This window comes from Deinococcus radiopugnans ATCC 19172, assembly GCF_006335125.1.
GTDB classification, from domain to species: Bacteria; Deinococcota; Deinococci; order Deinococcales; family Deinococcaceae; genus Deinococcus; species Deinococcus radiopugnans.
The window spans coordinates 148,607-166,451 of record NZ_VDMO01000008.1 but is presented as its reverse complement, the minus strand read 5'-3'; the positions used below and the strand labels follow the sequence as shown (position 1 = coordinate 166,451).

Genomic DNA, 17,845 nt, shown 5'->3' with positions numbered 1-17,845 from the left:
TTGCATTTTTTGATGTCTTGTGGAGGCCAAACCCCGGACCCCATTCAGCTCAGGCCGAAGGCGTCGCGCACGTTCAGGGCGAAGACCTGGAAGCTGAGGCTGGGGCTGGCGTACGCCTCCAGCGCCCCTTGCAGGGCGTCCAGCGCAGTGTCGGCGCGGGCACGCTGGTAGGCCGGACGTTCGCGCCAGGTGAAGCGCAGAGCCTCGGGGTGCCAGGCCGGATCGAAGCGTTTTTCCAACCGCTCGGCGGCTTCCAAGGCGCTCAGCAGACCCACCCCCAGCGAGTTGTCCAGCTCGCGGGCGTCTTCCAGCGCGGCGCGCACGCCGTCCAGATCGTTTAGCACGCCCGCACGCCCGGCGGCAAAGGCGATCAGCTCGGCGTCGGCCGGGTGTCCGGCGCGGAGCAGGGCCGACTCGAGGGTGTGATCGGCCAGCGGGGCCACCCCCAGGCGGGCGCTGCGGCTGACGATGGTGGGCAGCACCGAACGGCGGTCCTCGGCCAGAAACAGGAACAGGGCGCGATGCGGGGGTTCCTCCACCAGTTTGAGCAGGGCGTTGGCGGCCTCCGGCCCCAGGTATTCCGCGCCGTCCACGATCACCACCCGGCGCTGGAAGCTGGGGCGCACTTCCAGAAATTCGTAGACGTGCGTCTCGTACTCGCGCCCCTTGTCGCGCCCCTCAAGCACCGCGCCGATGGGAATCAGCTTGCGCCGCGCCGCCTTGCCCGCAGCGGTGGTGGCGCGCGGCTCGACCAGCAGCACGTCCGGGTGCGCCCCCGCCGCCAGCGCCGCACACGAGCGGCATACCCCACAGGCCGCGCCGTCCATGCCCCGCGCCCCCTGGCAGTTCTGCGCCGCCGCGATGGCCCACGCCGCCGCCCGCTTGCCCACCCGCGCCGGGCCGGTCAAGAGCAGCGCGTTGCCGGTAAAAGCGTCGGCCTGCTCGACCAGGGGGGCGTGCAGGGTCATGGGTGGGTGGCGGGATGCGGTGCGCGGTGCGCGGGAAAAGATGAAGACAGATCAAGATTCTGGACGCAGCTTCCCCCCGATCTTTTCACCGCCTCCTGCCAACCGCGTCCCGCGTCCCAGCCGCTCACTTCCCCACCGCCAGCCGCGCCGCCAGCACCTGCGGCAGCCCGGCCTCCAGAGAGGCCTCCTGGGCGCGGGGGATGTCGTAGGCCACGCGGAAGACCTCGAAGTGGGAGCGGGCCGTGTCGTAGAGGGCGTAGCTGGCCCGGGGGTTGCCGTCGCGCGGCTGGCCCACGCTGCCGGGGTTGAGGATCACGCGGGTGGTGGGCGGGACCATGTAGCTGCCGCCGTCGTGGAACAGCTGGCCCTTGATCCACTCGCCGGTGGGGGCGTTCAGGGTGGCGTACACGGCGGGCACGTGAGTGTGGCCCACGAAGCCCAGACGGCCCTGCCACTGCCCGAACGCCTCGCGGGCCGCCGCCACCGAATCGGTGTAGTCGTCCAGGCTGACCGGGGTGCCGTGGCGGTAGCGTGCGCCCACGTCGGGATCATCGATGCCGTCACGCCAGGTGCGGACCCAGGCGATGTCGCGCTCCGAGAGCCGCTCGATCTGCCAGCGCAGGGCCAGCGACACCACGCTGTCACGGGTGGCCCGCTTGCCGTCGACGTATTCCAGCAGCATCTGATCGTGGTTGCCCATGATGCACACGGCGTCCAGATCGCGCAGCGTGTCCAGCACCTCACGTGGGTTGGGACCGTAGCCCAGCGCGTCACCCAGGTGAATCACCGTGTCGTACCGGCGTGAGGACGCGTCCTTCAGCACCGCCCCGAGTGCGGTGTTGTTGGCGTGAATGTCGGAGAGCAACAGCAGCCGCACATTCCGCATGATAGCGCCCCGCCGTGAGACACGTCGCCCCTCGGGCGCTGGGTGAACTCGCTCCAGGAAAGTCTTTCAGCCGCCGCGCTCAGTCCTCCTCGCGGTCCTCCGGGTCGTCGAGATCGTCATCGGCGTCGTCGGCCCAGTCGGGCTCGTCTTCCTCCACACGGGTGCGGCGAAGGTCGTCGCGCGGCGCACTCAGGCGCAGATCGCCCCCTGCCTCGCTGCCGCCCTCACCGCTCAGGCTGGCCTGGGCACGGGCCAGCACCGCAGGGTCCGCCGGTTCGGTGTCGTAGCGCTCGGCCAGGTAGGCGGCCACCCACGCGCCGAAGTACCACAGCGCCAGCGCGGCGGGGTAGCCCTGCGCGCCGTCCGGGGCCGGCACGTGGATGATCTCGTCGATGCGCGACTCCAGAATCTCGCGGGCCAGCAGCAGGGCCGGATCGGTGTCGCCCAGGATCAGGGCCACCTTGGCGTCGCCCTGCTCGTGGCGGGCGTCGAAGGCGCCGCTCGCCAGCGGCAAGGGGTCCCCCAGCAGCGGCACGGCCAGCGTCTTGCCGGTGCGGGCCAGCAGCTGCTGCCACGCGTGCGGCAGGGCGTCGGCGTCGGGGGCCGCCAGCAGCAGCGGCGTGCGGCCCCACAGGCTCCAGGCCAGGTCGCGGGCGGGATTGTTCTCCTCGATGTTCGGGGCGCAGCGGGCGGCCAGATCGGCCAGGGCGGCGTCGGCCTGCCGGGCCTCGTCGGCGTGACTGCTGGCGTAGGCCACCGCCTGCGCGAAGTGGTAGGTGGAGAGCGGTCCGCCCGGCACCAGCACGTCAATCTCCTCGGGGCGGCCCCCGGTCCCGATGCGGCGGGCGCTGGCCCCGGCCACCTCGGCCAGATCGGCGTAATCGGTGGCGAGGGCGGCGGCGTCGGGGCTGCCCAGGACGAACTGGGTGCCGGCGCGGGTCAGGCTGGGCAGCGCCAGCGCCTGCAAGAGGTGCGCGGCCAGAGTGCCCTCGCCCACGCCGACCAGCGCGTAGGGGGCCGCCTCGGGCGCCTGGGGTCCGGCGTAGCTGCCCGGCAGGCGCGACAGCAGGCCCAGCAGGCCGCCGGACGGGGCATGGGTCTCGGAGGTGGAATCGCTCATGGCCCCAGCGTACAGGCCAGGGCCGCCGCCCACCTTCCAGATGCATGAAGACTGCAAAAAGTGGCCGCCACAACGGGCTTTCCAGCTTCACGCCCGTTTAACCTTGCATGCTAGACTCCTGCGCGTGTGTTTGCGCGCGTGCTGGCTGGCTGGAAGTGTCCGTCCGGATCCAGTCCACGAAAAAACCACCCCGCAGGGTGGCGTGAGTGGACCATCTGGGCTGGACCGTGAACATGAATGGTGCACTCGACTGGACTTGAACCAGTGGCCTTTGGCTTCGGAGGCCAACGCTCTATCCACCTGAGCTACGAGTGCCCGGCTGGGCATCCGCTACGCTAGCACCATTATTTAAGGAGATCAAGTGAACCGAAAGAAAGTCACCAACGTCATGCTGATCGTGCTGGCCCTGCTTCTGGTGGTCGGCATGGCCTACCAGTTCACCCCCAACATCGAGGGCCTGTTCAACCGCAGCCAGACCACCGGCACCCCGGCCGTGAAGGTCAACGGACAGACCATCACGGCCGAGGAACTGGATCAGGCCCGCCGCGCCAACCCGGTCCTGAGCAGCACCGATACCGGCGTGCTGGGCGACGATTTCAAGACGGTTGTGGTCGCCAACCAGATTCAGCAGGCGCTGGTCACCGGGGCCACGCAGGACATCAAGGTCAGCCGCACCGACGTGAACGCCGAGGTGGACAAGATCCGCGAGCAGCGCGGCCTCAAGGACAACAAGGCCTGGACCGATTTCCTACAGGGCGTCGGGCTGAGTGACGCCGCCGCACGCACCCAGATTCGTGACAGCATCGCCGTGCAGCGCAAGGTGGACGCCCTGAAGGCGGCCGTGCCCGCCCCCACCGACGCCGAGGCCCAGCTGTACTACACCCTGAACCCCGAAGCCTTCCAGAGTGACGCGCGCATTGTGGGCCGTCAGATCGTGGTGGCCGACGAGGCCAAGGCCAAGGCCCTGCTGGCACAGGCCAAGGGCGGCGCGGACTTCGCGGCGCTGGCCTCGGCCAACAGCAGCGAATTCAAGGACCGGGGCGGCGCGCTCGGTCCCGTCGAAAGCGGTGCCCCCCGCCCGGTGGCCCAGGTGGCCCTGCCCGCCGAGGTGGGCGCGGCGGCCTTTGCCCTCACGGACGGCGGCCTGACCGACGTGATTCCCAGCGGCGGCAAGTTCTACATCGTGAAAGTCGAGAAGTATCTGCCGCCCGCTCCCAAGCCTTTCGACGAGGCCAAGACCGACATCATGGCCGCGCTGAAGACCCAGAAGGAAAACGCGGCCATCGAACAGTGGCTGGCCGGACTGGAGAAGGACGCCAAGATCGAGTACGTCGATCCCAACTGGAAGACCACGAACCCCACCGTCGCCACGGTGGCAGGCAAGGACATCCCGTACTCGGAAGTGGTGGAAGGCGTGGTCAGCAACCAGCAGTTCGCCTCGCTGCTGCAACAGGTGCCGCCCGAACAGGCCGCCGGGCTGGTCAACGGCATCCTCAAGCCGCAAGTGACGCAGGGGCTGATCCAGACCTACGCCGCCCCCACCATTGCCGACAAGCTGAAGCTGGACCTGACCGGCACCCGCCAGGACATCGTGCAGGGGCTGGCCGCCTACGGCGCGCGTGACGTGAAGGTGACCGACGCGGACCTGCAGGCGTACTACGATCAGAACAAGGAGCAGTTCCAGACCCCCGCCGGCGCCACCGTCAGCGAGGCCAGCTTCCGTGACCGCAACCAGGCGCTGGCCTTCCGCACCGATTGGAACGGCAACGGCGACTTCACGGCGGCGGCCGGCAAGGCCGGAGCCACCGTCAGCGAACGCGGCGCCGTGACGGCCGGCGACAGCAAACTGAGCCCCGAGCTGGAAGCCGCCGTCTTCAGCGCCAAGACCCTCAAGGACGCGGGCGAGGGCAGCCTGAGCGACGTGGTGAAAGTCGGGGACCGCTACTCGGTGCTGTACGTCACCGACCTTAAGCCGGCGGTGACCCAGCCGCTGAGCGCCGTTCGGGGCCAGATTGAAGCGCAGGTGCTGGCGGCCAAGAAGAACGAGGCCGGTCAGGCGTTCGTGAGCAAGGAGGTGGCCGCCCTGAAGCCCACCGACAATCTGGACAAGGTGCTGGCGGCCCAGGCCAAGCGGGTGGCCGACGCCGAGCCGAAGCCGACGGCACCCGCCAGCGATTCCAGCACGCCGGATTCTGCCGCGCCTGCCGGTGCGACGCCTGCTGATGGTGCCCCTGCCGACGCCGCGCCCAAGGACAGCGCGACGCCTCCGGCCACCGATGCGGAACCGGCGACGCCCGCACCCGCCACCCGCTAAGGTCCACCCATTGCAACAGGCAACCCGTCAAAAGGTTGCCTGCTTTCGTTGATTGGCCCCGGAATGGACCGTGAACGCTGCAATGGCGGTGATAGGGGGATCTCCAGGCTGCGCTGCCATACCTTCCCCACCCTGCAGGGGCGGTCTCCCAGTGTTCTGATCGGAGGCCTGCGGCACTTCAGGGTCCGGCCCAACCAGAGGCGTAGGGGATGTGGCGCGGCGTACCACGATGCAGGACAGACTCGCCGTCATCGGCCTCATCAGCCGCTCAGGTTAGCGTTCCTTTTATGCCGCCCAGCGCAGCTTCAGGGCATGATCGACACACAGACGGTCAACGTCGAATCGGCGGGCCTGGGCAGGTCGAGCCGCAGGGACCGGACGATCACGCAGGTCGTGCCCGTCACCTTCACCTACCCGGTGCATTTCACCGAGCACCTCTTCGATCCGCAGCAGACCCTGCTGCGCGACATCCTGACCGGGCCGGAAGCCTCCGGGGGCCAGCCACCGAGGGTGCTGTGCGTGGTGGATGATGGCGTGCTGGCGGCCTTTCCTGGGCTGGAAGGCCAGATCCAGGCCTACTTCGCCGCACAACTGGACCTGACATTGGTGGCGCCACCGCTGACCGTGCCGGGTGGGGAGCGCTGCAAGAGTGACCCGGACGTCGTTGGACGCATCCACGAAGCGATCAACGCGCACGGCATTGACCGGCACGCCTACGTGATCGCGGTGGGTGGCGGCGCGGTGCTGGATATGGTGGGCTACGCGGCGGCGACGGCGCACCGGGGTGTGCGGCTGGTGCGTGTGCCGACCACCGTGCTGTCGCAGAATGATTCGGCGGTGGGTGTCAAGAACAGCGTCAATGCCTTCGGCAAGAAGAACTGGCTGGGCACCTTTGCCCCGCCGCACGCGGTGCTGAACGACCGATCCTTCCTGACCACACTGGAGGACCGCGACTGGCTGGGCGGCCTGAGCGAGGCCCTGAAAGTGGCGCTGCTCAAGGACGCGGCCTTTTTCGAGTGGCTGGAGGCGAATGCCGTGGCCCTGGCCGCGCGGGACCAGGAGGCCATGGACCACGCCGTGTACCGCTGCGCAGAGCTGCATCTGGAGCACATCGCCCGCAGCGGCGATCCCTTCGAGCGCGGCTCGTCGCGCCCGCTGGATTTCGGGCACTGGGCGGCGCACAAGCTCGAGAGCCTCAGCAACTATGAGCTGCGCCACGGCGAGGCCGTCGCCGTGGGCATCGCGCTGGACTGCACCTACGCGGCGCTGAGCGGCCTGCTGCCTGAGGCCGATTGGCGACGCATCCTGGACGTGCTGCGGACGCTGAAACTGGCGGTGTCTGTGCCCGAACTGGGGTCCGGCACGCAGGACGCCACGAACCCGACGTCCGTGCTGAGCGGCCTGAACGAATTCCGCGAACACCTGGGCGGACGCCTGACCATTCCGCTGCTCACCGGCATCGGCCAGCCTGTCGAGGTGCACGAGATGGACCACGACATCCTGCGCCGCGCCATCGCCCTGCTGGAGGACGTGCAGGCCCAGGCCTCCAGCCTTCCGCTCTCCTCCCCCCACACCCAAGGAGTCCTGTGAACGCCCACGCCGAAACCTGCCTGCTGACCCAGGCGCAACTGCTGGACCTGTCGTTTATGGAGCACCGCGCCCACCTGCTGGCCATCGCCGCCTTTCTGGACCGGCTGGAACGTGCCCAGGGCGCGGCAGATGCGGCTGAAGATTTTCGCCTGGGGGCCCTGCGCGGCGCGCTGCACGAACTGGTCTCACCGGAGCCGGGCCGCGTGATGCGCGCTCAGATGCGCCTGAGCGATCAGGACCTGACGCTGCTGGATCTGCGCGACTCGCAGAGCGCCTACGGCGCGCCGCAGCGGGGCGAGGGTCCCCATTCCCTGGACAGCGAGGCCGAACAGTGAACTACATCGACATGCACGCCCACATGGTTTCGCGCACCACCGACGACTACCACGCCATGGCCCTGAGCGGCTGCCTGGCCGTGACCGAACCCGCCTTCTGGTCCGGGCGGGACCGGCTGGGGCCGGAGGCTTTCGCCGACTACTTCGATCACCTGACCACCTTCGAGCCGGCCCGTGCACGCGAGTACGGCATCGCGCACTACGCGTGGCTGTGCCTGAATCCCAAGGAGGGCGAGGACCGCGAGCTGACCCGGCAGGTGCTGAAGATCATCCCCGAATTCCTGCAGCGCCCCACCGTGCTGGGCATCGGCGAGATCGGCCTGAACCGCGTGACCCGCAACGAGATGGCGACCTTTCTCGATCACGTGGAACTGGCATTGGAGCATCACCAGCTCATCCACATCCACACGCCGCACCTGGAAGACAAGTACAAGGGCACCCGCGTGATGGTCGAGGCCCTGGCCGCCGACACCCGCATCGAGCCGGGCCGCGTGATGATCGACCACGCCGAGGAACACACCGCCGAACTGATCCTGAGCCACGGCTTCTGGACCGGCATCACCCTGTATCCCAAGACCAAGGCCTCGCCGGCGCGGGCCATCGACATGATCGAGCTGTACGGCTCCGAGCGCCTGATCGTGGCCTCGGCCTGTGACTGGGGCCCCAGCCAGCCGCTGGCGGTGCCGGAATTCATCTTCGAGGCCCGCCGCCGCGGCCACGACGAGGCCACCATCCGCAAGATCGTGCTGGACAATCCGCAGCGTTTCCTGGGCCAGTCGCCGAAGTTCGTGCCCCCCCAGCGCGAGACGGCCCTGGCCGGGCGATAGGGTGCTCGTTCACGGCGCCCACCTGACGTACTGCACCAACATTCACCCGGCCAGCGGCATGGACGGCGTGCGGCGCAGCCTGGACGAGTACACGGTGCCGCTGCGGGCGCAGTTCTCGCCAGATAAGCCCTTCGGCGTGGGCCTGCGCCTGTCCGGCGAGGAGAGCGCGGAACTGCTGCGCGGCACGGCCCTGGCCGACTTCCGCGCCTTTCTGGACGAACGCGGGCTGTACGTGTTTACCCTGAACGGCTTTCCTTACGGTCCCTTCCACGGACAGGCGGTCAAGGCGCAGGTCCACGCCCCGGACTGGCGCGACCCGGAGCGCGTGGCGTACACCCTGCGGCTGGTGGACATCCTGGCGGCCCTGCTGCCGGAGGGCCAGGAGGGCAGCATCAGCACCAGCCCGCTGAGCTACGCCGCGTGGGTAGACGCCGAGGACCCGCAGACCTGGGCCGTACTGACCGAAAACGTGATTCAGGTCATCGAGGCGCTGGTGCGGCTGCGCGAGGCCAGCGGCGTCTTCATCCATCTGGACATGGAACCCGAGCCGGACGGCCTGCTGCAACGCAGCGCGGACCTGGCGGCCTTTTACCAGGACCATCTGCTGAGACGCGGCGCGCGGCTGCTCGCGGAGCGGCTTGGAACGGACGAGGAACGCGCCCGCGCCCACCTGCGTGACCATTTCCAGGCGTGCTTCGACGTGTGCCACGTGGCCGTGATGTACGAGGACCCGGCGGGGGCGCTGGCGCTGTACCGCGACGCGGGCATGCAGATCGGGAAAATTCAGCTCAGCTCCGCGCTGCGGCTGCCGCTGCCGGACGACGCTCAGGAGCGCGAAGCGCTGGCGGCGGCCCTGGCCCCCTTCGCGGAGGGCACCTACCTGCATCAGGTGGTGGCGCGCACGCGGGACGGTAGTTTGAAGCAGTACCCGGACCTGCCACCCGCGCTGGCCGACATTCACCACCCCGACGTGACCGAGTGGCGCGTGCATTTTCACGTGCCGGTGTTTCTGGAACAGGCCGGGGCTTTCGGCTCCACGCAGGCGGCGCTACTGGGCACGCTTGACCTGCTGCGTCCGGAACTGGCCGGGCGGCACCTGGAGGTCGAGACCTACACCTGGGACGTGCTGCCCCCCGAACTCAAGCGGCCGCTGGGCGAGTCCATCGCGCGTGAGCTGGAGTGGGTGCGCGATGTCCTCTAGCGCCGCGCGGCAGCCGGGCCGCCTGCGCGGGCACCTGTCGCTGGCCCGCATCTCGAACTCGCCCACGGTGGTGACCAACGCGCTGGCCGGGGCGGCCCTGGTCGGCGGCAGCGGGGGTCAGGCGCTGCCTGCGGCACTGGGCATGACGCTGTTCTACACGGCGGGCATGTACCTCAACGACCTGCTCGACCTGGAGATCGACCGCCGCGAGCGGCCTGAGCGCCCGCTGCCGTCGGGCCTGATTGCGCCGGCCGAGGCGTGGGCGGTCACGGGCCTGCTGTTCGCGGCGGGCTTCGCGCTGCTGCTGCTGGCCGGGGGCCGCGCCCCGCTGGGCGGCGTGGTGCTGGCCGCCCTGATCGTGCTGTACGACGTCTGGCACAAGACCAATCCGCTAAGCCCGGTGGTGATGGGCGCCACCCGCGCCCTGGTGTACCTGACGGCGGCGCTGGCCGTGACTGCCACACCTGGTGTGGGGGTGATCGTCTGGGCGCTGTTGCTGGCTGCGTACACCGCGGGGCTGACCTACGTCGCCAAGACCGAGGGCCGCCCGCAGAAGCCGCAGGGCTGGGCCGCGCGTTACTGGCCGGTGGCGCTGGTCGTCGCCCCGGTCGCCTACGCCCTGCTGGGCGGCTTCGCGTGGCCGGTGTGGCTCGCGGCGCTGGTGCTGGCCGCGTGGACGGTCCACAGCCTGGGCTTCGTGTATGGTCCCCACCGCAACATCGGCGCGTCGGTGGGCAAGATGATCGCGGGCATGTGCCTGCTCGACGCCACTGTGCTGGCCGCCGCCGGGGCGTGGGCATGGCTGCCCGTCGCCTACGCCGCTTTTCTGCTGACCCTGTGGTGGCAGCAACACATCAAAGGAACCTGACATGACCCCAACAAATTCCCCCCGTCTGGCCGTGATCGACATCGTCGGCCTGACGCCTGATCTGCTGGACCACCTGCCCCGCCTGCGGGCCTTCGCGGGACGCGGGCAGGTCACTTCGGTGGCCCCCATGCTGCCCGCCGTGACCTGCTCGGTGCAGGCCACCTACCTGACCGGCGAGTGGCCGTCCACCCACGGCATCGTCGGCAACGGCTGGTTTTTCAAGGACGAGCGCGAGATCAAGTTCTGGCGACAGTCCAACCACCTGATCCAGAGCCCCAAGCTGTGGGACGCCCTGCGCGCCCATGATCCCAGTGCCACCGTCGCCAACATCGGCTGGTGGTACAACATGTACTCCGGCGCGGACTACACCGTCACGCCGCGGCCCATGTACCCGGCCGACGGCCGCAAGCTGCCCGACTGCTACACCCAGCCGCAGGACCTGCGCGACGAGCTGCAGACCAAACTGGGCACCTTCCCGCTGTTCAGCTACTGGGGTCCCAACGCCAACATCACCTCCAGCGCGTGGCTGGCCGAGGCCGCCAAGCACATCGACGAGCGCTACGAGCCGACACTGAATCTGGTGTACCTGCCACACCTCGACTACGGTCTGCAGCAGCACGGTCCGGACCCCGCCGCCCTGAGCACGCAGCTCGCGGAGATTGACCGGGTGGCCGGCGATCTGATCGACCATTACGAGCGCCGGGGCGTGCAGGTCATGGTCGTGTCCGAGTACGGCATCGAGCGGGCGTGGCGGCCCGTGCACATCAACCGCGCGCTGCGCGAGGCCGGACTGATCAGCGTGCGCCGTGAAGTCGGGCGCGAACTGCTCGACGCGGGCGCGAGCGCCGCATTTGCGGTGGCCGATCATCAGGTGGCACACGTGTACGTTAACGATGCCAGCCGCCTGGACGAGGTGCGCGCGCTGCTTCACGCGTTGCCCGGCGTGGCCGAGGTGCTGGAGGGTGAGGGCCGAGCCCGCCATCATCTGGACCATGACCGCGCCGGGGACTTCGTGGTGGTGGCCGAGCCGGGCGCGTGGTTCACGTATTACTACTGGCTGAACGACGCCGCGGCGCCGGATTACGCCCGCACTGTCGACATCCACCGCAAGCCCGGCTACGACCCCGTGGAACTGTTCATGGACCCGCACAGCCCGGCGAAACTCAACGCGGGCGTGGCGCTGCTCAAGAAAAAGCTGGGCTTCCGCTACCTGCTGAACATCATCGGCTTCGACGCCGCGCTGGTGCGGGGCACCCACGGGCGGATAGGTGAGGACCCCACCGCCGGCCCGCTGCTGATCACCTCGCGCGGCGACCTGCTGCCAGACCGGCCCCTGGAGGCCACCGATGTGTACCCGGCGATCCTGGCGCATCTGGGCGTCCGGGAGATGCTGCCCGCCTGAACCGGCCACGGGATTACGTTGCCTTCGGGAGGCAGGCGGCGGTGCTGTCACCCCTGAAGGCGCCAGCCTTGAACATCGGCCATCCTTCAGCAAGGTGCAGCCGGCGGCCCCGCCGCTGAAGCCGAGAAGGATGGGGGCCGAAGAAGGCCCGTCCTTCTGAAAGACCGCAGAACACCACCTCACTCAAGTGCGTTCTGCCATCCGATCTGGAATGGCCACACCTCGCCGATGCAACGGCGGGGTGGGCTGTGTTTGAGGGCTCTTCTCGCTCCCAGGACCGCCGTCATGCACTGTGGATTCAGGGACCACAGGTGGTCGGCCGACACCCCATTACTCCTGTACTGGCCGATCGCGAGCAACCCTGGAATAGCGGGCGTCGCGGCGATCATGGCCTGATCATGGTGCATCCCTTACGGTGAACGGCGGGGTGTTGCCCGGCAGCCAGACTCGGTGCGGATAGCGTCGGTCTCTGGGGCGGCGTCTCCACTCCAGCTCAACCGTAGCCGGCTTCCATCTGCCAATTCATCGCGCTGGAGACTGGCTGTTCATGGTGTGCCGACGCCGCGTCTGGCAGGCTGGAACCATCAGACGCTTTTGTCCCAGAGGAGAGCCGTTCATGTCCATGCATGACTCCACCTTCGAATATCTGCCTCTTCCTGCCCTGAGCTGGGCCGCCCCCTCGCCCGCCCAGCCGCTGCCCCCGCCCAGCCCCAACCGGGCGTTCCTGCACGCCTACGCGCTGGCCAACCTGCCTGAATTCTATGCCTGGGCCGACGGCAGCCACACGCTGCGCCTGGCCGGGTGTGGCCGCGATCAGCCCCTGTGCCGGGTCTACCTGTGTACCCTGCCGGATCACAGCCGACTGGGCCTCATCGAGAACGTGCAAGACGACTATCAGGATCCCCTGACCGGACTGGACACCCTCCGGTCACTGCGGCTGGACCTGGCAGCCCACCCTGGAAACGTGGGGCTGGCACTGCTGGATGTGGACGATTTCAAGGCTGTCAACGACGCGCACGGCCACGCGGCGGGCGACGCGGTGCTGGTGACCCTGGCCGAGCTTCTGCGCGCCAACGCCCGCCTCTGGAACGCGCGGGCCTACCGGCTGGGCGGCGACGAATTCGTGCTCCTGAGTGCCGAAACGCTGGAGCCCACGCGGTTGAGGGGCCTCCAGACCCTATTCCGGCATTCGGCAGCGCAATCCGGTCTGGAAGTCCGGGGCTTCTCCTACGGCCTGTCCGGCGCTCCCCGCAACGATCAGAGCCTATGCGACCTGTTGGAGCAGGCCGACGCCCAGTTGATGCGGCAGAAGCTGGAGCGTCGTGGAACGAGAACGGCCCCCCTTCTGCCGCACCTTGAGGGACACGCCCCACATCCCGAAGTCCTGACTTTGCAGATGAGCTGGCCTGCTCCCCCGCCGTCCGGGATTCTGAACACCGAGAACGGATAAGGCCACTGCCGTGCGTTCCGGCAGCGTTTCGGTTGGCTGCTGCTTCTGGGCGAGTTGTAGCGAGCCGCTTAATCGCTCTCCGTATCGCCTGCAGGTCTCTTTGCTGATTGTCACCGCAGGCGGTCCTCTGGCGCTGCATCACTGGTTTGTGAAGTCGACATTCGCCCAAATTCAGCTCAACAACGTTAGAAAGGGCGATATTGAAGTGTGAAGGAGGCGGGAATGCCAGAGGCCCTGAAGAACGTGGAGAATGTCACCCTGATCCTGAAAGTGGGGAACGTCGACGCGAAGATCAGCACCGTCCATACCCGTGATCCTGGGCGCCAGTGCCAGTCGCGCCGCCCTACCAGCAGCGATTTGCGGGGAGGAATCAGCACAGGCAAGGCACGCTGTACCCCGGCACAGCATGGCGGTTGCCTGCATCTAGCCAATGGAGCCTGGGCATGAACCGGCCCTTTTACACGGTGGGGCACTCCACGCGGACTCTCGAGGAGTTCGTGGAACTGCTGCGTGCGGGCGAAGTGGAACGGATCGTGGACGTCCGCCTGATCCGCAGGTCACGCACCAACCCACAGTACGACGAGGCGACGCTTGGCACCGATCTGGGAGCGTTCGGGATTGCCTACGAACCTATCCCCAAGCTCGGCGGACGACGGCCAAAATCCACAACTGTGCCCCCGGACATCAACGGGATGTGGGAGAACCAGAGTTTTCACAACTACGCGGATTACGCGCTCTCCGACGAATTTCGCGCTGGCCTCGAGCAGTTGATTATGCTGGGGCGCGAGCGCAACACCGCCGTGATGTGCTCGGAAGCGGTGTGGTGGCGATGCCACCGACGCATGATCAGTGACCATCTGCTGGCCCGCGACGAGGCTGTCTTTCACCTGATGGGAAGAGACCAGGTTGAGCCTGCCCAGCTCAACAAGGGCGCTGTGGTCGAGACGGCCAGAACCGTGATCTATCCTGCTCCGTCAGGGGAACCGTAGGTCAGATCCAGCCCGAGCCTGCCAGTGCGTGACGCGGCCCCGGCTCAACCTGGACAGAGGTATTTTCTAGATTCACCAGGGGACTTGGACACTACCGCGCATTGCGTCGAGGAGAAAAGTGTCCGGTCGCTGGCAGGCCAGACAATCACTTTCATCGGGACTGCGCCTGATCAGGCCGGAGGGCGAGGAGCCTGCACGCCTCCGCATCGTTTTGAGCGCCTCATTCCAGCGCGCGGAGAGAACGCAAAAGATAAAAAGGCGAAGGGGCGCACACTGCAGGCCTCTTCGCTTGCCGTTCTGGACGGCCTCCTCTTTGTGGTGCACCCTAATGGACTCGAACCATTGACCGACCGCTTAGAAGGCGGTTGCTCTATCCAACTGAGCTAAGGGTGCGTGTCTGTGAAAGGGCAAAAGCTCCCACGGGGGGAGCCTTGACAGGGTGTGGAGCGAGATCACGGATTCGAACCGAGGCCAGAAGCTTGGAAGGCTGCTGTGCTACCACTACACCAATCTCGCCCGTTGCGCGTGCCCCCGCTGGGAAACGGGGAAATCTGGTCGAGGCGACTGGATTCGAACCAGCGACCCCTTGGTCCCAAACCAAGTGCGCTACCAGCCTGCGCTACGCCTCGACATTCACGCGCAGGCGGCACTATAGCAAAATTACTGGCAAATGTCGCGTCCGCAAGGCGCGGCTCAGCCGTTGGGCGTATGCTGCCCCCAGCATGAGCGTGGCCCCGCGTCTGAAAACCTATCTGGATCTGGTGAAATTCGAGCACACCGTATTTGCTCTGCCCTTTGCGTACGCAGGGATGTTGCTGGCGAGCATGACGCAAAACGGTACCGGCTGGCCCGGCCTGGGCGTGGTGGTCTGGGTCACGGTGGCAATGGCGGCGGCCCGCACGGCGGCGATGGGGGCCAACCGCGTGATCGACCGCGCCATCGACGCCCGCAATCCGCGGACGGCGGGCCGCGAGGTGCCCGCAGGCAAGGTCAGTCCGGCCCAGGCCTGGGGGCTGGTGGTGGTCAGCCTCGTCGTCATGGCTTTCGCGGCGGCGCAGCTGAACCCGCTGTGCCTGGCGCTGCTGCCGCTGGCGGTGGTGTTTCTGATCGGTTACCCGTACACCAAACGGTTCACCTGGCTGTGCCACGTCTGGCTGGGCATCACGGACGGCGCGGCGGCGGCGGGAGGCTACGTCGCCGTGACCGGTCACTTTGCGCCCACCGCCTGGGTGTTGTGGGCCGTGGTGATCTTCTGGATGATCGGCCTGGACGTGATCTACGCCACGCTGGACCGGGATTTCGACGTCAAGCACGGCATCAAAAGCATTCCCGCACGCTTCGGCATTCCGCGCGCCCTGAAGATGGCCGCCGCCAGCCACGCGCTGACCTTCGCGCTGCTGCTGCTGGTGGGCGTGGTGGCCGGGGCCAGTGGCTGGTACTACCTGGCCGCCGTGGCGATGGGCGCGATCCTGCTCTACGAACACCGCATCGTCAATCCAGACGATTTGGGACGGGTCAACGTGGCCTTTTTTGACGCCAACATGTGGCTGGCGCTGACCATGCTGGCCGGCGTGATCGTGGACGTGACGTGGCGTACCCTGACCTGAACCTCGTTCCTTTAGAGGCCGCGGAGGCGTTTGCGGACGGCGACGAGCGACTGGCCCTGACCCGGCTGGCCCGCGCCCGTGACCTTCACCCGCCGGACAGCCGGGCCTGGGCGGTGCTGGAGCGGCTGCACGGTCTGGTCCTGATCCACGTGCTGCGTGAGGTGGAAGGCACCTTCGCGCTGGAACGGGCCGACACCCTGCTGGACCGGCTGGACCGGGAGGCGCCGCGCCCCACCCTGGGCTGGCTGGAAGAACGGCTGGAGCTGAAGCGGCGGCCCGTCCGCTAGAATTCGCGCATGATCTCCGCCGCGTCCCCCCGGTCCCCGCGCTGGGACCACCATCTGAACCGGGAACCGCGTTGACGCTGGAAAGCTCTGACCGGGATTTCGCGGCGCGTTTCGCCCCACACGCCGCGCACGGCCTGCTCTACCCGCAGCCCGAGGGCAGCCCACTGCTGGAATTCGTGGCCGGGGGGCGGGTGCTGTACCTGTTCGACCGCAGCGGCCCCTACGCGGCGCAGCCTGGACACGCGCGGGTGGTGGTGCACGGCGTTCTGCAAGCGGGCTCGGTGCAGCTGGTCTCGCCCGAGCGCGGCGAGACCCTGAGCGTGCAGGGCGTCTCGGCGCTGGAAGGCTGCGGGCAGGTCACGCATGTGGTGGGCCAGGTGTGGGTGGTTCAGGCCCGGCTGCCGCTGGTGCTGGCCTGTTTTGAAGGCCTGCCCCCAGTGGCTGTCGGTCAGCACGTGGTGTTCAGAACGCTGCCCCCACTGCACGGCTTCATCGTGCCGTAAAGCCTCCTGAACGGCAGCCTGTCTAGACCAGCAGGATACAAAACCCTGAATGTCCTGAAGCTGACGCACATACAGCTTTCATTTTCCGTGCAGAAGGTTCAGAATAGAGCGGTTCCCATGCCTGATTTGCTGTTGCCCCTATCTGCCGAGCCGCTCATGGCCACACCGGTCTGCGTCGTGCTGGTGGACCTGACGGGCAGCACCGTGCTGGCGCAGTCGCTGCCGCTGCCCCATTACATGGCGCTGATGACCGAATTCGTGCAGGTGATGATCCTGAGCTTCGAGGCACGCGGCGGCACCGTCTTGCAGCATCAGGGCGACGCGGTGCTGGGCTACTGGCCCGCGCAGCAGGCAGACGACGCCTGCCGGGTGGCGCTGGAGGCGCATGACCGTGCCGCGCGGCTGGGTCTGGCCGGCCTGTTAGGAGCGGAGTTGCGCTTGAGGGCCGGCGTGGCGCTGGGGGAAGTGATTGTCGGCTTGGTGGGCGGACAGCCCAGTGCCTACGGACTGCCGGTCAATTACGCCCGGCGCCTGTGCGACGCGGCCCACTCCGGCGAGACCCTGACCTGCGCCGCAACAGCCGCGCAGCTTGGTCCGGAGCTGGTGGCGCAGCCGCGCGAACCGCTGACACTGCGGGGGTTTGGCCCGGCCTGTCAGGTCAATCGGCTGACCTGGCCTGACCCGTCCTACCTTCAGACCCGGATGAAAGTCGATTAAGCACCCCTCGCGTCTTCTCATGAGAACGCTCCCTAGACTGACCCTATGGAACGTAAGCCATTGGTCCTCGTCATTGAGGATGAGAAAGACATTGCCCGCTTTATTGAGCTGGAGCTGGCCGCCGAGGGCTACGCCACCGAGGTGGCCTTCGACGGCGTGACCGGCCTGTCCAAATTCCGCGAAGTCAATCCTGATCTGGTCATTCTTGACCTGATGCTGCCCGTGCTGGACGGTCTGGAAGTAGCGCGCCGCATCCGCAAGACCAGCAACACCCCGATCATCATTTTAACCGCCAAGGACGGCATTCAGGACAAGGTCGAGGGGCTGGATTCGGGAGCAGACGACTACCTGATCAAGCCCTTTTCCATCGAGGAACTGCTGGCCCGCGTGCGCGCCCACCTGCGCCGCGTCAACCCAGCAGTGACCGGTGAGGTCCGCGTGGCCGATCTGGTCATGAACCTTGACGGCCGCGAGATCTTCCGGGGGGGACGGCGGGTGGAACTGTCGGCCAAGGAATTCGAATTGCTGGAACTGCTGGCCCGCAATCCCGGGAAGGTCTTCTCGCGCTTCGAGATCGAGGAAAAGGTCTGGCCCGAATACACCGGGGGCAGCAACGTGGTGGACGTGTACATCGGCTACCTGCGCCGCAAGCTGGAAGAGGGCGGCGAGCGTCGGCTGATCCACACCGTGCGCGGCGTCGGCTACGTGCTGCGCGAGGAGTAGCAGCGTCCCTCCCACCCCTCGTCTGAGGCCCATCACCCTGACCCTCACCCTGGACCGC

General features: G+C 67.6%; 17 protein-coding genes and 4 tRNA genes. 14 read left to right on the top strand and 7 right to left on the bottom strand.

Annotated features, from left to right (window positions below; genetic code table 11):
- Positions 1-44 precede the first annotated feature (44 nt).
- The 4 genes from FHR04_RS09315 to FHR04_RS09300 form a co-directional block, all read right to left on the bottom strand.
- Positions 45-968, bottom strand: a complete 924-nt coding sequence (locus tag FHR04_RS09315) for a DNA polymerase III (RefSeq protein ID WP_139402690.1) — start codon at positions 966-968, stop codon at positions 45-47.
- Between the two features lie 124 nt (positions 969-1,092).
- On the bottom strand, positions 1,093-1,854 hold the full coding sequence (locus FHR04_RS09310; RefSeq protein WP_139402688.1) for a metallophosphoesterase family protein: 762 nt from the start codon (positions 1,852-1,854) through the stop codon (positions 1,093-1,095).
- 79 nt (positions 1,855-1,933) lie between these two features.
- A complete protein-coding gene (locus tag FHR04_RS09305) occupies positions 1,934-2,974 on the bottom strand; it encodes an SIS domain-containing protein (RefSeq protein WP_139402686.1) in 1,041 nt (346 codons plus the stop codon).
- A 238-nt stretch (positions 2,975-3,212) separates the two neighbouring features.
- A tRNA-Arg gene (locus tag FHR04_RS09300) sits at positions 3,213-3,289 on the bottom strand.
- A 46-nt stretch (positions 3,290-3,335) separates the two neighbouring features.
- Here FHR04_RS09300 and FHR04_RS09295 point away from each other — a divergent pair.
- From FHR04_RS09295 to FHR04_RS09255, 9 genes are all read left to right on the top strand, one after another.
- On the top strand, positions 3,336-5,288 hold the full coding sequence (locus FHR04_RS09295) for a peptidylprolyl isomerase (protein WP_139402684.1): 1,953 nt from the start codon (positions 3,336-3,338) through the stop codon (positions 5,286-5,288).
- 312 nt (positions 5,289-5,600) lie between these two features.
- Complete coding sequence (locus FHR04_RS09290) at positions 5,601-6,878, top strand: 3-dehydroquinate synthase (protein WP_139402682.1); 1,278 nt, start codon at positions 5,601-5,603, stop codon at positions 6,876-6,878.
- Positions 6,875-7,213, top strand: a complete 339-nt coding sequence (locus FHR04_RS09285; protein ID WP_081994740.1) for a hypothetical protein — start codon at positions 6,875-6,877, stop codon at positions 7,211-7,213. Before FHR04_RS09290 ends, FHR04_RS09285 begins: the two co-directional genes overlap by 4 nt.
- Entirely contained in the window at positions 7,210-8,040 is an 831-nt protein-coding gene (locus tag FHR04_RS09280; RefSeq protein WP_139402680.1) for a TatD family hydrolase, read from the top strand. Before FHR04_RS09285 ends, FHR04_RS09280 begins: the two co-directional genes overlap by 4 nt.
- Before the next feature lies 1 nt (position 8,041).
- Positions 8,042-9,241, top strand: coding sequence for a metabolite traffic protein EboE (eboE, locus tag FHR04_RS09275; protein ID WP_249039053.1), 1,200 nt, complete (start codon positions 8,042-8,044; stop codon positions 9,239-9,241).
- Positions 9,231-10,109 (top strand): UbiA family prenyltransferase, encoded by an 879-nt coding sequence (locus FHR04_RS09270; protein ID WP_139402678.1) that lies wholly within the window; start codon positions 9,231-9,233, stop codon positions 10,107-10,109. The genes eboE and FHR04_RS09270 overlap by 11 nt, the downstream gene beginning before the upstream one ends.
- 1 nt (position 10,110) lies before the next feature.
- Positions 10,111-11,511 carry an alkaline phosphatase family protein gene (locus FHR04_RS09265; protein WP_139402676.1) on the top strand — a complete coding sequence of 467 codons (1,401 nt, stop codon included), beginning with the start codon at positions 10,111-10,113 and terminating at the stop codon, positions 11,509-11,511.
- Positions 11,512-12,127: 616 nt separating this feature from the next.
- A complete protein-coding gene (locus FHR04_RS09260; protein WP_183944774.1) occupies positions 12,128-12,961 on the top strand; it encodes a GGDEF domain-containing protein in 834 nt (277 codons plus the stop codon).
- Between the two features lie 443 nt (positions 12,962-13,404).
- Positions 13,405-13,950, top strand: coding sequence for a DUF488 domain-containing protein (locus FHR04_RS09255; RefSeq protein ID WP_139402672.1), 546 nt, complete (start codon positions 13,405-13,407; stop codon positions 13,948-13,950).
- A gap of 316 nt (positions 13,951-14,266) precedes the next feature.
- Here the strand turns inward: FHR04_RS09255 and FHR04_RS09250 are convergent.
- The 3 genes from FHR04_RS09250 to FHR04_RS09240 all read right to left on the bottom strand — a co-directional run bounded on the left by FHR04_RS09250 (position 14,267) and on the right by FHR04_RS09240 (position 14,579).
- Positions 14,267-14,343, bottom strand: a tRNA-Arg gene (locus FHR04_RS09250).
- A gap of 49 nt (positions 14,344-14,392) precedes the next feature.
- Positions 14,393-14,466 (bottom strand) — tRNA-Gly (locus FHR04_RS09245).
- Between the two features lie 36 nt (positions 14,467-14,502).
- Positions 14,503-14,579 (bottom strand) — tRNA-Pro (locus FHR04_RS09240).
- Positions 14,580-14,672: 93 nt separating this feature from the next.
- On the opposite strand from FHR04_RS09240, the gene mqnP reads away from it, so the two are divergent.
- The 5 genes from mqnP to FHR04_RS09215 all read left to right on the top strand — a co-directional run bounded on the left by mqnP (position 14,673) and on the right by FHR04_RS09215 (position 17,787).
- Complete coding sequence (gene mqnP, locus FHR04_RS09235) at positions 14,673-15,557, top strand: menaquinone biosynthesis prenyltransferase MqnP (protein ID WP_139402670.1); 885 nt, start codon at positions 14,673-14,675, stop codon at positions 15,555-15,557.
- Positions 15,539-15,844: a hypothetical protein gene (locus tag FHR04_RS09230; RefSeq protein ID WP_139402668.1), complete on the top strand. Its 306-nt coding sequence runs from the start codon at positions 15,539-15,541 to the stop codon at positions 15,842-15,844. Before mqnP ends, FHR04_RS09230 begins: the two co-directional genes overlap by 19 nt.
- A gap of 71 nt (positions 15,845-15,915) precedes the next feature.
- Positions 15,916-16,347 (top strand): hypothetical protein, encoded by a 432-nt coding sequence (locus FHR04_RS09225; protein ID WP_139402667.1) that lies wholly within the window; start codon positions 15,916-15,918, stop codon positions 16,345-16,347.
- A 117-nt stretch (positions 16,348-16,464) separates the two neighbouring features.
- The gene (locus tag FHR04_RS09220) at positions 16,465-17,064 is read left to right on the top strand and encodes an adenylate/guanylate cyclase domain-containing protein (RefSeq protein ID WP_052195127.1); all 600 of its coding nucleotides are present in this window, start codon (positions 16,465-16,467) and stop codon (positions 17,062-17,064) included.
- Between the two features lie 45 nt (positions 17,065-17,109).
- Positions 17,110-17,787: a response regulator transcription factor gene (locus tag FHR04_RS09215; protein WP_010887388.1), complete on the top strand. Its 678-nt coding sequence runs from the start codon at positions 17,110-17,112 to the stop codon at positions 17,785-17,787.
- Positions 17,788-17,845 lie beyond the last annotated feature (58 nt).

Bases quoted from the DNA above. Each gene is read 5' to 3' on its own strand.
- FHR04_RS09315 (WP_139402690.1), bottom strand. From the start codon at position 968: ATGACCCTGCACGCCCCCCTGGTCGAGCAGGCCGACGCTTTTACCGGC.
- FHR04_RS09310 (WP_139402688.1), bottom strand. From the start codon at position 1,854: ATGCGGAATGTGCGGCTGCTGTTGCTCTCCGACATTCACGCCAACAAC.
- FHR04_RS09305 (WP_139402686.1), bottom strand. From the start codon at position 2,974: ATGAGCGATTCCACCTCCGAGACCCATGCCCCGTCCGGCGGCCTGCTG.
- FHR04_RS09290 (WP_139402682.1), top strand. From the start codon at position 5,601: ATGATCGACACACAGACGGTCAACGTCGAATCGGCGGGCCTGGGCAGG.
- FHR04_RS09270 (WP_139402678.1), top strand. From the start codon at position 9,231: ATGTCCTCTAGCGCCGCGCGGCAGCCGGGCCGCCTGCGCGGGCACCTG.
- FHR04_RS09265 (WP_139402676.1), top strand. From the start codon at position 10,111: ATGACCCCAACAAATTCCCCCCGTCTGGCCGTGATCGACATCGTCGGC.
- FHR04_RS09260 (WP_183944774.1), top strand. From the start codon at position 12,128: ATGTCCATGCATGACTCCACCTTCGAATATCTGCCTCTTCCTGCCCTG.
- FHR04_RS09255 (WP_139402672.1), top strand. From the start codon at position 13,405: ATGAACCGGCCCTTTTACACGGTGGGGCACTCCACGCGGACTCTCGAG.
- mqnP (WP_139402670.1), top strand. From the start codon at position 14,673: ATGAGCGTGGCCCCGCGTCTGAAAACCTATCTGGATCTGGTGAAATTC.
- FHR04_RS09220 (WP_052195127.1), top strand. From the start codon at position 16,465: ATGCCTGATTTGCTGTTGCCCCTATCTGCCGAGCCGCTCATGGCCACA.
- FHR04_RS09215 (WP_010887388.1), top strand. From the start codon at position 17,110: ATGGAACGTAAGCCATTGGTCCTCGTCATTGAGGATGAGAAAGACATT.